At 41.9% G+C, this 13,609-nt stretch carries 15 protein-coding genes; 10 read left to right on the forward strand and 5 right to left on the reverse strand.

Annotated features, from left to right (window positions below; translation table 11 throughout):
* Positions 1–105: 105 nt before the first annotated feature.
* A complete protein-coding gene (locus tag AB6735_RS23940) occupies positions 106–450 on the forward strand; it encodes a hypothetical protein (RefSeq protein WP_370998660.1) in 345 nt (114 codons plus the stop codon).
* Between the two features lie 87 nt (positions 451–537).
* Here AB6735_RS23940 and AB6735_RS23945 read toward each other — a convergent pair whose 3' ends face one another.
* The gene (locus tag AB6735_RS23945; protein WP_370998662.1) at positions 538–1,209 is read right to left on the reverse strand and encodes a lipid-binding SYLF domain-containing protein; all 672 of its coding nucleotides are present in this window, start codon (positions 1,207–1,209) and stop codon (positions 538–540) included.
* A 206-nt stretch (positions 1,210–1,415) separates the two neighbouring features.
* Between AB6735_RS23945 and AB6735_RS23950 the strand changes: the two genes are divergently transcribed.
* Positions 1,416–2,402 (forward strand): acyl transferase, encoded by a 987-nt coding sequence (locus AB6735_RS23950; RefSeq protein ID WP_370998663.1) that lies wholly within the window; start codon positions 1,416–1,418, stop codon positions 2,400–2,402.
* Between the two features lie 157 nt (positions 2,403–2,559).
* A complete protein-coding gene (locus AB6735_RS23955; protein WP_370998665.1) occupies positions 2,560–3,249 on the forward strand; it encodes a PH domain-containing protein in 690 nt (229 codons plus the stop codon).
* Positions 3,250–3,326: 77 nt separating this feature from the next.
* Here the strand turns inward: AB6735_RS23955 and AB6735_RS23960 are convergent, their stop codons facing one another.
* The 3 genes from AB6735_RS23960 to tyrS all read right to left on the reverse strand — a co-directional run bounded on the left by AB6735_RS23960 (position 3,327) and on the right by tyrS (position 5,667).
* Complete coding sequence (locus tag AB6735_RS23960) at positions 3,327–3,782, reverse strand: RES family NAD+ phosphorylase (RefSeq protein ID WP_370998666.1); 456 nt, start codon at positions 3,780–3,782, stop codon at positions 3,327–3,329.
* On the reverse strand, positions 3,782–4,279 hold the full coding sequence (locus tag AB6735_RS23965; protein ID WP_090467709.1) for an antitoxin Xre-like helix-turn-helix domain-containing protein: 498 nt from the start codon (positions 4,277–4,279) through the stop codon (positions 3,782–3,784). Before AB6735_RS23965 ends, AB6735_RS23960 begins: the two co-directional genes overlap by 1 nt.
* Positions 4,280–4,383: 104 nt before the next feature.
* Entirely contained in the window at positions 4,384–5,667 is a 1,284-nt protein-coding gene (gene tyrS, locus AB6735_RS23970) for a tyrosine--tRNA ligase (protein ID WP_370998667.1), read from the reverse strand.
* Positions 5,668–5,825: 158 nt separating this feature from the next.
* Here tyrS and AB6735_RS23975 point away from each other — a divergent pair, with 158 nt between their 5' ends.
* Positions 5,826–6,497 carry a hypothetical protein gene (locus tag AB6735_RS23975; RefSeq protein ID WP_370998668.1) on the forward strand — a complete coding sequence of 224 codons (672 nt, stop codon included), beginning with the start codon at positions 5,826–5,828 and terminating at the stop codon, positions 6,495–6,497.
* A 10-nt stretch (positions 6,498–6,507) separates the two neighbouring features.
* Here AB6735_RS23975 and AB6735_RS23980 read toward each other — a convergent pair whose 3' ends face one another.
* A complete protein-coding gene (locus tag AB6735_RS23980; protein WP_370998669.1) occupies positions 6,508–6,798 on the reverse strand; it encodes a hypothetical protein in 291 nt (96 codons plus the stop codon).
* A 229-nt stretch (positions 6,799–7,027) separates the two neighbouring features.
* Between AB6735_RS23980 and rpsA the strand changes: the two genes are divergently transcribed.
* The 6 genes from rpsA to AB6735_RS24010 all read left to right on the forward strand — a co-directional run bounded on the left by rpsA (position 7,028) and on the right by AB6735_RS24010 (position 13,216).
* A complete protein-coding gene (gene rpsA, locus AB6735_RS23985; RefSeq protein WP_370998670.1) occupies positions 7,028–9,004 on the forward strand; it encodes a 30S ribosomal protein S1 in 1,977 nt (658 codons plus the stop codon).
* Positions 9,005–9,233: 229 nt separating this feature from the next.
* The gene (locus AB6735_RS23990; RefSeq protein ID WP_370998671.1) at positions 9,234–9,629 is read left to right on the forward strand and encodes an ACT domain-containing protein; all 396 of its coding nucleotides are present in this window, start codon (positions 9,234–9,236) and stop codon (positions 9,627–9,629) included.
* 77 nt (positions 9,630–9,706) lie between these two features.
* Positions 9,707–10,255 carry a bifunctional pyr operon transcriptional regulator/uracil phosphoribosyltransferase PyrR gene (gene pyrR, locus AB6735_RS23995; RefSeq protein ID WP_090467167.1) on the forward strand — a complete coding sequence of 183 codons (549 nt, stop codon included), beginning with the start codon at positions 9,707–9,709 and terminating at the stop codon, positions 10,253–10,255.
* Between the two features lie 65 nt (positions 10,256–10,320).
* Positions 10,321–10,701: a four helix bundle protein gene (locus tag AB6735_RS24000; RefSeq protein ID WP_370998672.1), complete on the forward strand. Its 381-nt coding sequence runs from the start codon at positions 10,321–10,323 to the stop codon at positions 10,699–10,701.
* Between the two features lie 68 nt (positions 10,702–10,769).
* Entirely contained in the window at positions 10,770–11,696 is a 927-nt protein-coding gene (locus tag AB6735_RS24005; RefSeq protein WP_090467170.1) for an aspartate carbamoyltransferase catalytic subunit, read from the forward strand.
* A gap of 140 nt (positions 11,697–11,836) precedes the next feature.
* Positions 11,837–13,216 (forward strand): serine hydrolase domain-containing protein, encoded by a 1,380-nt coding sequence (locus AB6735_RS24010; protein ID WP_370998673.1) that lies wholly within the window; start codon positions 11,837–11,839, stop codon positions 13,214–13,216.
* Positions 13,217–13,609: the final 393 nt, after the last annotated feature.

Below are 13,609 nucleotides of genomic sequence, written 5' to 3' on the forward strand. Positions count from 1 at the left end.
GTAGTTAGTATCAAGTATCACGACTTTTGAAAAACTATCAACAAATACAAGTATCTTGATACTTCATACTAACTACTTGATACCCAAAACTAAAAATAAAAGATTATGTTATTCCTCATCATACTCATACTATCATTTGCAAGCGGTTTCTTTTTGCCTTGGTGGGTAGTGGCTATAGCGGCATTTTCGGCAGCATTTTTTATTGGCAAAACATCAGGCCAGGCGTTTTGGTCGGGTTTTTTAGCGGTGTTTATTGTGTGGATAGTATTGGCACTATTTAAAAGCATCCCTAATGATCATATACTGGCTAAAAAAGTGGCTGTATTATTACATTTACCGGGCTGGGGTTATTTGCTGGTGATCACCGGGATAATCGGCGGGTTGGTGAGTGGCTTCGCAGCGCTCTCGGGCGTGCTGCTACAAAAAGCTTTCGGAAAAGAAGAACACTAATTACACTGATTACTTCGAATTTCACGAATTGAATAGTTCAATTTTTGTTGTGTAATTCGACGCAATTCGTGCAATTAGTGCACAATCTTAGAATGCGCTTACAGCCTCTTTCAACACAGCAACTCCATCTTTATCACTTTTTGATGAAGCAAAGATTTCCTGCGAAGTTGATTTATCGCCATAAAAATTAGCGATGGCATTTTTATCAATAGCCAGGTTTGAACCATTAATAGTTATACCGGCAAATAAACCGCGGCTGCGTGAATACGAGTAAACTTCGGCCTCCAGCTTATAATCGGTACTGGCAGATGAGCTTCGGCCAACCGGGCCTGCCGCCGCCGAAATGTCGCCACCAATGGTAAAGTCGCCATTTTCAACCTTAGTCAATACACCCTTGTGATGAAATACCAGGATCAGATCTACAGATTGTACACCAATCTGCAAACCAAAACTACCACCAGTTAAAGTTACAAACACCGGGTCGCTCCATTTGCCGCTTGCCAGTTTTACCATGGCAACGCCTCTGCCCCGTTTACCGCCAATGCCAAAACCGGCATTGATCATTTTAGGGATAACAACAATTCCTTCCGACTGCTCCATCAACTGATGCGGAATGGTTTCACTCATTTTGCTGAACTCTTTTAATACGTTGGCAGCATTATGTACGCGTTCCGTTTCCTTATCGCCTGCTTTGGCCGATATCAGGACAAAAAACAAGCTTAGGATCAATGGGAACTTCAAAAATTTCAATGTTTTCATGGGGGTAAAATTACAATTTGTACAATGTTATATTAATTACTAACCCCCAAAACGCATACTTGTTTACATAATTGTGCAAGCGCATGGTCATTTGTTTTTGTTGTCTGAATCAGAATTTACAGAATTGATGAATTCTCAGAATGCTTTTCAATCTGAAATCTGCACATCCACATATCTGCACATCAATATTCTTATCTTTGCTAACAATGAGCACACCGACTAAACAGCAGGTATTTTCTATCAACAGCACCGACGATTTTGATCAAACAGCCCTACAGATCTTTCGCCACCAGGCTAAAAATTGCAGCGTTTACCGGCAATTTATTTCGGGACTAAGGTTAAATGCAGATAAAATTACTTCGGTTGAGCAGATTCCATTTCTACCCATAGAATTTTTCAAATCGCACCAGATACTGAGTACCGGAGCCCCGGTTCAATTAATCTTTACCAGCTCTGGCACCACAGGCATGGTTACCAGCAGCCATTTGGTAAGCGATAAAACCTGGTACGAGAATAGTTTCCGCGATGCATTTCAATTGTTTTATGGCGATATCAGGAATTATACAATACTGGCCCTGCTACCATCTTACCTGGAGCGCGAAGGTTCATCGCTTATTTACATGGTTGATGATCTGATCAAACAATCCGAAAACCCCGACAGTGGTTTTTTTTTATATAACCACAACGAACTATACCAGCAACTACAAAAACAACAGGCAGCTAAACGTCCCACACTTTTAATCGGCGTTACCTTTGGCCTGCTTGATTTTATCGAAACCTATCAGATCAATTTCCCGGAATTGATTGTGATGGAAACCGGCGGCATGAAAGGCCGGCGTAAAGAGATGATTCGCGAGGAGCTGCATAATACTTTATGTAAAGGCTTCGGTGTAAGCCATATCCATTCAGAATATGGCATGACCGAACTGCTATCACAGGCCTATTCCAAAGGTGATGGTATTTTTGAATGCCCTCCCTGGATGAAAATTATCATTCGTGATACTAATGATCCCATCAGTACGTTAGCAAAGGGCAAAACAGGCGGTATCAATGTGATCGATCTGGCTAATATCAACTCCTGCTCATTTATTGCTACGCAGGATCTGGGCAAGATCAACAGCGATGGCGCATTTGAAGTATTAGGCAGGTTTGACCAGTCAGACATTCGCGGATGTAATTTGCTGATTGCTTAGTCCATTTTAGTATCAAGTAATTAGTATCGAGTATCACGACTTTCCCTTGTGACCAGATCGGTTTTCAAAAAATCTTGATACTTGATACTCAACACTAAAATCTTGTCTTTTGACAGGTATTATTATTATTTTTGCACGCATCATAAATGCTAAAAACATGATTGAGAAATTTTTAAACGAGGAACAAGATCCTAAAGCAGTTGAAAAAGTATACTCCCGCCTGGTGGATCTGCTATCTTCTGGCGAAGAGATCATTTATATAGCGGTTCAAAAAAAGCCATTAGTAAACTTATTTCCGGATTGCATTGCCATTACCAACAAACGTGTATTGTTTTTTACCCCGGCCAACCTGGGTTTATCTATCAAGTTTGTTGATTTTGTTTGGAAGGATATTGTTGATGTACATACCAAGGAAGAAATCATTGGTGCTGTATTCAGTGTAAAAACAACCAACGGCGCCGAAATGGCTGTTGATTACCTGCCAAAGATCCAGGGTCGTAAATTATATCAATACGCACAGGAACGTAAGGAAATTGAGCGTGAAGCCCGCCGCCAACGCGATCTGGAACAAAAACGTGCCGAGTCAGGTTCTATCCAGTTTGATAATCCTGCTGCTGCGCATGCTGCTACAGCACAACAAACTTATACTGCACCAGCTCCAGTAGTAACGCAACAACCAGCTCCCGCTGCGCCGCCAGCGCCAGCACCGGCCCCTGTTGTGCACGAAGTGCCAAAGCCGGATGAGCTTACCGAAAAACTAAAAAAATTAAAAACATTGTTTGATAACGGCCTGATATCCCAGGAAGAGTACAATCACAAAAAACTCGACCTGTTGAGCGATTTGTAATTATCATTAAAGCATAACAGAAAAGGCGATGGATTAAAATCCATCGCCTTTTCTGTTATAAATAATTTGAGCTATTCTCAATTTAAAAGCCGGTCATCAAAACTAAAAGATTCTTTATTAACTATTTTGATATTCCTGGCTTCGGGGTGCAAAGGGTTAAGGATGTAGTTAACCTCTGCCGGTACAATGGCCGATGGCACCCGCATGGCCAGGTATTCTTGTTTTTTCAAAAACTCGTCGCCCAATTTTCTTAATGCTACCGGCCCCGAAACATCCTGCCAGTTATCGGGTAGCAAAGCGTGGTTTAATTGTGTGATACTATAATCTGGCACATCAATTTGCGCAATGCAAAAATTGGCCGGGACAATCAGGGGATCCAAATGCACCAGTACTTCCAAAATCGCCAGCGACCTCGATGATGCCAGGTAAAGCATCGGCTTGCCCTCACTATTCCAGCGGCCGCCATACAAACGGGCACCCGTTCCACTCAGGTCATCGGCATAATGGCATTTTGCAATACGATATAAAACCATCAGGCAAAAATACCATGTTCAATACGCCCCAACTCCCTGAAAACCATATCAAAACCGGCGGAAGTATCCAGGATAGTTACTGGTGCCTCGCCTTTAAACACATAACCCGGCGTTTTTACCCAAATTTTAAATTTATCCATGGAACCAAAAACTTCCTCGCCGCGGGTATACAGACGGGCAAGCTCAACGGCCTTTTCGGCGTACTCTGTTTTAATGATGGCGTTATCATCATAACGCTGTAAGGTGCGCTCCGAGATATGTAATATATTGGCCAGCTCCTGTATATTGAGAGATATTTTTTTGGCTAATGAAAGTAAAACGCTTTTTGGGAAACCTTTACGTGCCAGATTAATGATATCAAAATCTGTAGAAAATTTGACAGACCTTGCCCCTTCCAGTAAATGGTAAAATGAAGGAACCGGAGCCTGAACAACGTACGCTGCCATGGGCTCATTTACCTCATTTTTTTTGCTATCAATTTTTGTTTTATACGACATATATACAAATATATGTACCATTTGTCGTATTTCAAAATTTATAACAACAAAAAAAGCGATGAGTGCAAAACCCATCGCTTCCAGATTATTGATCTAATACCTTCTTATTCAGCAATAATCAAAAAGTAATTCTTTTTACCTTTTTGTACCACCAGGAATTTATTATTGATCAATGCATCAGCAGTATAAATATCATCGGCGGTACCTATTTTAACTTTATTAATTGCCGAACCTCCACCTTGTATCATTTTTTTAGCTTCACCCTTTGATGAGAATATAGCTGTTTTAACAGCCAGCAGATCGCTAACATTGATACCTTGTTGTAACTCCCTTAAATCTACGGTAAAATTAGGCACACCGGCAAACAGGCCTAACACCTCATTTTCATTCAACTCATTTAAAAACTCGATACCTACGTTACCAAATAAAAATTCAGACGATTTAATGGCTTTTTCATACTCAGCTTCGCCATGTACACGTATGGTGATATCTTTTGCCAGTGCTTTTTGTAATATCCGGGTATGCGGCGCTGCATCGTGCTCCGCTTCCAAAGCTTCAATTACATTACGTTCAAACAGGGTGAATATGCGGATATATGCCTTCGCATCAACATCGGTAGTATTTAACCAGAACTGGTAAAACTGATATGGCGATGTGCGCTCGGCATCCAGCCAAACAGCGCCGCTTTCGGTTTTGCCAAATTTGGTACCATCGGCCTTTTTGATCAGGTTGGTAGTTAAGGCAAATGCCTCGCCGCTATCTTTACGACGGATGAGCTCGGTACCGGTAACAATATTACCCCACTGGTCGCTGCCTCCCATCTGGATACTACAGTTATGATGTTTCCACAGGTAATAAAAATCGTATCCCTGCACCAACTGATAGGTAAACTCGGTGAATGACATCCCGGTATCACCTTCCAGCCGTTTTTTTACCGAGTCTTTGGCCATCATATAATTAACGGTAATATGCTTACCCACATCGCGGATAAAATCAAGGAAAGTAAAGTTCTTGAACCAGTCGTAATTGTTCACCATTTCGGCGCTATTGGCACCGCTGTTAAAATCCAGAAAACGGGTCAATTGCTTTTTAACCGACTCCAGGTTATGTTGCAAAACATCTTCCGACAATAAATTACGCTCCTGCGATTTACCCGACGGATCGCCAACCATCCCGGTAGCGCCGCCCACCAAAGCATAAGGTTTATGACCAGCCCGCTGAAAATGGATCAGCGTCATGATCTGGGTTAAGTGGCCCACATGCAATGAATCGGCAGTTGGATCAAATCCTATATATCCCGAGGTCATGCCTTTATTCAGCTTTTCTTCGGTACCCGGCATTTCGGTATGCAGCATACCGCGCCAGCGTAATTCTTCAACAAAGTTCATATTCAATATTTCAAAGGCTGCAAATATAAGAGAATAATTGGCTGAGCCGAATAGCTATATTATGCCAAAGCAGGGTTAACTAAAGGTAAAATCCATTTCAAATAATTACTTATTTTTTGTACCTTGAGCAAAAGCCACTATTTTGCACAGCAGCGCCTATGAATTTTTTATCGCATTATTACTTTGATCGTGATATAAACAACTGTTACCATATATTAGGTATCGTTTTACCCGATCTTTTAAAAAATGCCGATAAAAACATCATTCTTCATCCAGAAAAACTGCACCATACCGATAAAAACATCAATTCCATCATAGCCGGCTGGAATAAACACCTCGCGGTCGACCGTTATTTTCACTCCTCCGATTTTTTCACCATCCATTCGCACCAGTTAAAAAAACTATTATTACCTGCCATTGAAGGTTCGCCGGTAAAGCCGTTTTTCCTGGGGCATGTAGCGTTAGAACTGATCATTGATAACTTACTGCTCACCACCGGCAAAATACAGGTTGATGATTTTTATGCGCACCTGGCTGGCTGTAAAACATCGGTGATAGACGAGTTTTTAACCTTTTCGGGATTACCGGACAGCACTGTTTTCTTAAATTTTTTTGACGATTTTAAAAGCAGTCAGTACCTGCATACCTACGCCGAAACACACCAGATAGCCTACGCCTTAAAACGCATTTGCATGCGCATATGGCAAAACCCATTTACCCCGGAGCATGAGGCTCAAATGAACGAGGTATTGAATGATTACCGCGACTATCTGCTCCCCGATTTCATGTCGATATTTGAAGAGATAGCTAATAAGCTGATCGCTATTTAAGAGAATTCATCTACCTGAAGGCATTGATCAAGGCCGCAAAGTCTTCTTTTAAAAGCAAATCGTAAAGCTTTTCAACCTCCGCCCAGTTTTTAGCCTGATAATTTAATTGCTCCCCGTTTATAACACAGATCATTTTTAATGCCTTATCTGTTTCCAAAATATACTCTTCTTCTTCTGTCCCAACCCAAAATGCGCCATGTTCATCATCCATTTCTTTGGTTTCAGCAATAGCAATCCGCACATCTTTAATACTAATATCATCTTCACTATCTGACCATGCTCGTTGTAAATATTTCTTCATAATCTGTTCATTTAACAGTCCATATCGGCAAATCAACTTCAGGCGACAAGTTATCCGGGCATCATAAAATTGCATTTTTTTAATGAATAGCCACCCACCAGGCAGTAAAATATTTAAAAACCACCTAATTATCAGCAATTAACATTTAAAAATTCTTTTATTTAATAAAATTATATACCTACCTTTGCAGTCCCAATTAACAAATTGGGAAAAGGAGAAAAATTATTTAATGGCAAAAAAACAAGAAGCAGAAAAAGAATTAAAAGCGAAAGAAGCTGAACTGGACACAGTTACCGCATCTGGCGAAAAAGAAACCATTGAATCAGAAGCTGATTCAATATCTATCGAAGAGATCAAATCAAAAATTGCAGCTACTCCAAGTGCGGATTTCGACTGGGATGCAGATGACAAAAAATTTGGTAACTATACCGATAGCGACCGTGAGAAATTCGAGAAAATGTATGATGGAACTTTCAGCTCTATCACCAAAGGCGAAATCATCACCGGTACTGTTGTTAATGTTAACAACAAAGATGTGGTATTGAACGTAGGGTTTAAATCAGACGGTTTAGTTTCAGTATCAGAATTCCGTGATACACCTGATCTGAAGATCGGTGACAAAGTTGACGTATTTGTAGAGTCACAGGAAGATGCTAACGGTCAGTTAGTACTTTCACGTAAACGTGCAAAAACTCAAAAATCATGGGAGCGCATTAATTCGGCCCTTGACAATGATGAGATCATCACTGGTTTTGTGAAGAGCAGAACTAAAGGTGGTTTAATTGTTGACATCATGGGTGTTGAAGCCTTCTTACCTGGCTCACAAATCGATATCAAACCTATCCGTGATTACGATGTGTACGTAGGTAAAACAATGGAATTCAAAGTTGTCAAGATCAACCACGAGTTTAAAAACGTAGTGGTATCGCACAAAGTGCTGATCGAAGACGATTTGGAAAACCAAAAAACAGAAATTGTTGCACGCCTTGAAAAAGGACAGGTATTGGAAGGTACCGTTAAAAACATTACCGACTTTGGTGTATTTATTGACCTTGGTGGTGTTGACGGCTTACTGCACATTACTGATATATCTTGGGGCCGTATCGAGCATCCACGCGAAATTCTGGCATTGGATCAAAAAATCAACGTTGTTGTGCTTGACTTTGATGACGAGAAAAAACGTATTGCTCTGGGCTTAAAACAATTAACACCTCACCCTTGGCAAAGCCTTTCTGAAGATATTCAGGTTGGTTCAAAAGTTAAAGGTAAAATTGTTACCGTTGCTGATTACGGCGCATTCCTTGAAATCATCCCTGGTGTTGAAGGTTTGATCCACGTATCAGAAATGTCATGGTCACAAAACCTGCGCAACCCTCAGGAATTCCTGAAAGTTGGTGACGAGATCGAAGCACAAGTGTTAACACTTGACCGCGAAGAACGCAAAATGTCATTAGGTGTTAAACAATTAACTCCTGATCCATGGCAAAATGCTGGCGAGAAATACGCTATCGGCACTCAGCACATCGCTACAGTTAAAAACATGACCAACTTTGGTGTGTTTGTTGAACTGGAAGATGGCATCGACGGCTTAATCCACATCTCTGATCTTTCTTGGTCTAAAAAAGTAAATCACCCTAACGAATTCACTAAAGTTGGTGAAAAATTAGACGTGGTTGTTTTAGAGCTTGATATTGAGAACCGTAAATTAAGCTTAGGTCACAAACAGCTGGAAGAAAACCCTTGGGATACTTTCGAAACCGTATTTACCATTGATTCAATTCATGAAGGTACCGTACTGAAAGTAACTGACAAAGGTGCTATCGTAGCTTTACCTTACGGTGTTGAAGGCTTCGCGCCAACCAAACACCTGGTTAAAGAAGATGGTAAATCAGTAAAAGCTGAAGAAACCGCTGAATTCAAGATCATTGAATTTAACAAAGAGAACAAACGTATCGTTATTTCACACTCACGTATCTGGGAAGAAGCTCGCGCTGACGCTCGTGTACAGGAATTTGAAAACCGCAAAAAAGAAGCAAAATCTGCAAGTAACGCGGTGAAAAAAGTGAAAGAATCAGTTGAAAAATCAACCTTAGGCGATCTTAGCGTATTAGCTCAGTTAAAAGAGCAAATGGAAGGTGCTGAAAACAAAGCCCGCAAGGCTGCACCAGCCGCTAAAAAAGCTGAAGGATCTGAAGAAGAAGCATAAGCTTTAACTGAAGCAATATTCTCACAAAGCTCTTCCGTTTATTCGGAAGGGCTTTTTTGTTGCCTCTTTAAAACAGGTTGTTATGCTGAGCATCGTCGAAGTATGGTGGGCCGGCCTCTGCGCTCTACTCTTCTACGGAGCTCAGGGTGACACCCTTTTTGGGACAGCAGTTATCCCCATAGATCATTAATCTCCAAAGCAAGCATTCTTTAATTTCTATATTTACACCATGACCGGCGAAACCAACCTCACTACCTTACTCAAAAACATGACACCCGTATTAAACGAAGGCGATTATGTTTATTGTACTGTATCATCCCTCCAATCCATCGATCCTGCTGATATTTTAGGTCTTTTTAAAGAGGCGGAAGGGTTTACCTTTATTCTGAAAAAAGAGATCGCCGATCAGCTTCAACTGGAGTATAGTTATATTGCTGCCTGGATCACACTTACTATACATTCCTCATTAGAGGCTACCGGGTTAACCGCTGCATTTTCAACAACATTAGCACAGGAAGGGATCAGTTGTAATGTGATTGCAGCCTATTATCATGACCATATTTTTGTGGCGAAAGCGGATGCAGCTAAAGCTATGGACGCGCTTAAAAAGCTATCAAATCAATAAAAGTCTCCTCTTTCGGGGGAGATTTAGAGGGGGCTTTTCAAAACTATTTACTATTTTTGCCCAAATCCACCCATACGATGCAAAATCTTACACTGCTCGACGGACAAAAGTTTCAGATCACCATACAACGTTTATGTCGCCAGTTGATTGAAAATCACGATGATTTTTCAGGATCGGTATTGATTGGTATTCAACCACGAGGTATATACCTGGCCAAACGTGTAGCCGAAGAACTAAGAAAAATATTACCCGGCAAAACCATTTTACAGGGCGATCTGGACATTACCTTTTACCGCGACGATTTTCGCAGGCGCGAATCGCAGCTGGTACCGAATCAAACCAAGATAGATTTTATTATTGAAGGCAAAAAAGTGATCATGATGGATGATGTGCTCTGGACAGGCAGAACCATTCGCGCCGCTATGGATGCCATGCAGGCTTTTGGCAGGCCGGAAAAGGTAGAGTTACTGGCCCTGGTTGATCGCCGTTATTCGCGCCATATACCGGTATCGGCAGATTATGTAGGTATAGAAGTGGATTCCATCGCATCGCAAAAAGTAGTAGTAAGCTGGAAAGATACCGACGGCGAAGATAAAATTGTGCTGGTATCGGAAGCGCAAGACTAATATTATTTCGGAATTCGGATGTTCGATTTCGGATTTATTAAAATTTGATTTTTGATTTAAAGGATTTGGATAAAGCAGAACTAAAACGAAGGACTCAAAGATTTGCTATAGATGTAATCAAATTTATAGAAAGTCTTCCACGTAAACATTCGCTTGATGTTTTATCAAATCAATTAATCAGATGCGCAACATCAATTGGAGCAAACTACCGGTCGGCATGTCGGGGTAAATCAACTGCCGATTTTATAAATAAAATAATTATAGTTGAAGAAGAGGCCGATGAATCTATTTACTGGTTAGAGTTGATGGAGGAGTCGGAGCTTGTTAACTCGGCAGATATAACCATATTAAAAAAAGAAGCCAATGAACTCACCGCCATATTTACCGCGATAGGTAAAACAGCAAGAGAAAAGCAGCGGCTCAATAAATTGGAAATAAAAAAATAAATTTCAGATCGAAATCAGAAAATAAAAAAATCCGAAATCGAACATCCGAATTCCGAAATACAAAAGAAATGGCAGGACTAAGCACAAGGCATTTATTAGGCATAAAAGATTTGAACCGGGCAGATATTGAACTGATATTTGAAACTGCCGATACTTTTAAATCGGTTTTGAACCGGCCGATCAAGAAAGTGCCTTCGTTGCGTGATGTGACCATTGCCAATATATTCTTTGAAAACTCCACTCGTACACGTCTGTCGTTTGAACTGGCCGAAAAACGCCTTTCGGCGGATGTGGTGAACTTTGCGGCATCATCCTCATCGGTAAGTAAAGGCGAAACACTGATAGATACGGTGAACAACATCCTGGCCATGAAGGTGGATATGGTGGTGATGCGCCATCCCTATGCAGGCGCGGGCATCTTCCTGTCAAAACATGTAAAGGCCCAGATTGTGAATGCCGGAGACGGTGCACATGAGCACCCAACGCAAGCCCTGCTGGATGCTTTCTCTATCCGTGAAAAATATGGCGATGTGGCCGGTAAAAAAGTGGTGATCGTGGGTGATATACTGCATTCGCGGGTAGCGCTTTCCAACATACTTTGTCTCAAACAACTGGGCGCCGAAGTAATGGTTTGCGGCCCTACTACGCTGATTCCGAAATACATCGGCTCCTTAGGTGTAAAAGTTGAGCATAACCTCATTAAAGCCCTTAACTGGTGCGACGTAGCCAATATGCTGCGCATACAACTGGAACGCCAGGACATTAAATATTTCCCTTCCCTGCGGGAGTATACCATGCTCTTCGGTCTCAATAAAACCATTCTGGATTCCTTGGATAAAGAGATCACCGTAATGCACCCCGGCCCTATCAACCGCGGTGTAGAGATCACCAGCGATGTGGCCGACAGCAAACAATCCATCATCCTTGACCAGGTAGAAAATGGCGTGGCTGTGCGTATGGCGGTGCTGTACTTGCTGGCGGGGCAAACACCTTAAAATCTCATTAAAAAGGCAGATTCAGTTTTCTTAGCCCAATTTATATAACAACGCTTGTTATCAGCGTTGATAATCAAAGTAAAATGATAAAGTTTAAGAATATTTGCTGCTTATCTCTTTTCATAGCGCTTATTTATTCAATGCCAACACTTGCCCAAAGCCGCCAGCAGGTAAAAACGGATTCGGTGTTCGCATTGGTTCAAAAATATTTTAATGCTCAAAAAGCCGATTCTCTTTATTCCCTCGGCGGCGAATTATTCAAAAGAACCTTAACGCCCGAAGGCTTCCGGTCGGTGGCCACTCAGCAGCTTTTCCCATTGGGCGATATTAAAGGCTCATCGCTGGTTAGTTTCGTCAATAATAAAGTAAGTACGTATAAACTGATATTTGGGGCAGTTACTTTACAACTGCAAATGAGCCTTGATCAGGACAATAAATTGGATCTTTTCCTGTTCCAACCATTTACCCAGGTAACCGCTGATAAATTGAGTCAGGTTGCCTCAACCAATAAGCTATTAACCTCCATGGACAAAGTGATCGAATCTGCTGTACGCCCCTACATCCAAAAAGCCAATACCGTAGGCTTAAGTGTAGGCGTTTTAAAAGATGGTAAAATAAGCACTTACAACTATGGCGAAACTACCAAAGGCAACAAGCAACTGCCTACACTCCATACCATTTTTGAGATAGGCTCCATCACCAAAACGTTTACTGCCACATTACTGGCTTATTATGTAAACGAAGGCAAAGTAAAACTAACTGATCCCGTTACCAAATATCTGCCGGATTCTGTCGCCAAAAACCCTGAATTAAAGCTGATCACGCTTCAGTCATTAAGCAATCATACCTCGGGTTTGGCCCGTATCCCCGACAACCTGGAGGCCAGCGCCACGAATGAGCTTAATCCTTATAAAGATTATACCAAACAACAGCTGTTTGCCTACCTGAAGACCTGTAAGCTTAACAACCCAACAGGCGAAAGATATGATTATTCCAATTTAGGCGTTGGGCTGCTTGGTACCATCCTGTCAAAAGTAAGCGGTAAAACATTTGAGCAAATGGTACTCGAGATCATCTGCCGTCCTTTAGTGATGTCGAGTACTACCCAGCAACTGAGTCCGGCAAGGCTAAACAACTTTGCAACAGTTTATAACGCTACCGGCAACGAGACCCCCGCCTGGGATTTCGACATTTTAGCCCCTTGCGGAGCTCTGCGTTCCTCTGTAAATGATCTGTTGGTATATGCAAAGGCCAATATGGCTCCGGCTCCTGACAAGCTCGGAAAAGCCCTTGAGCTAACCCACCAGATCACCTTCAGCAAAGATGCCAAAATGGGCCTGGCCTGGCATATTATTGTTGTTGATGGTGTGGAATATTACTTTCATAACGGGGGCACCTATGGCAGCAGCAGTTTCCTGGCTTTTAACGCGCAAAAAGGCCTGGCGGTAGTGATATTATCCAACGCGGCCGAAAATACAGATGCCATTGGTGTTAAAATGCTGCAAGCCTTGCAGAAATAAGATTAGGTTAAATACTTTATGTCTAACTTGTTTCAAAGGGGTGTTATGCTGAATCCGTCGAAGCATGGAGAGCAAGCCTCTGCGCTCTACCCTTCGACGGTGCTCAGGGTGACACATCGCTTTTTAAACATCGCTCCCTTTCGTTCCCTCAGGGTCTCCTGAAAGGGACCCTGAGGCTGCTTACATGCCGTATGTACATGACAGGATCAAACCTCAGGGTCCTCTGCGAGAGCCCCTGAGGGGACAAAATTTGAGGGGACAAAATTTCTCCTCGCCCACTCCCATTGCGCCTTTAGCGCAAGTCTTGTGCGGCTGTTAGCGCGTTGAAGACTTTTGCTTGTTTAAATCCCAAGTCAGCCATTGCTCACAAACCCACAACACAAGACTTGCGCC

Source organism: Mucilaginibacter sp. RCC_168, from assembly GCF_041355315.1.
GTDB lineage: Bacteria > Bacteroidota > Bacteroidia > Sphingobacteriales > Sphingobacteriaceae > Mucilaginibacter.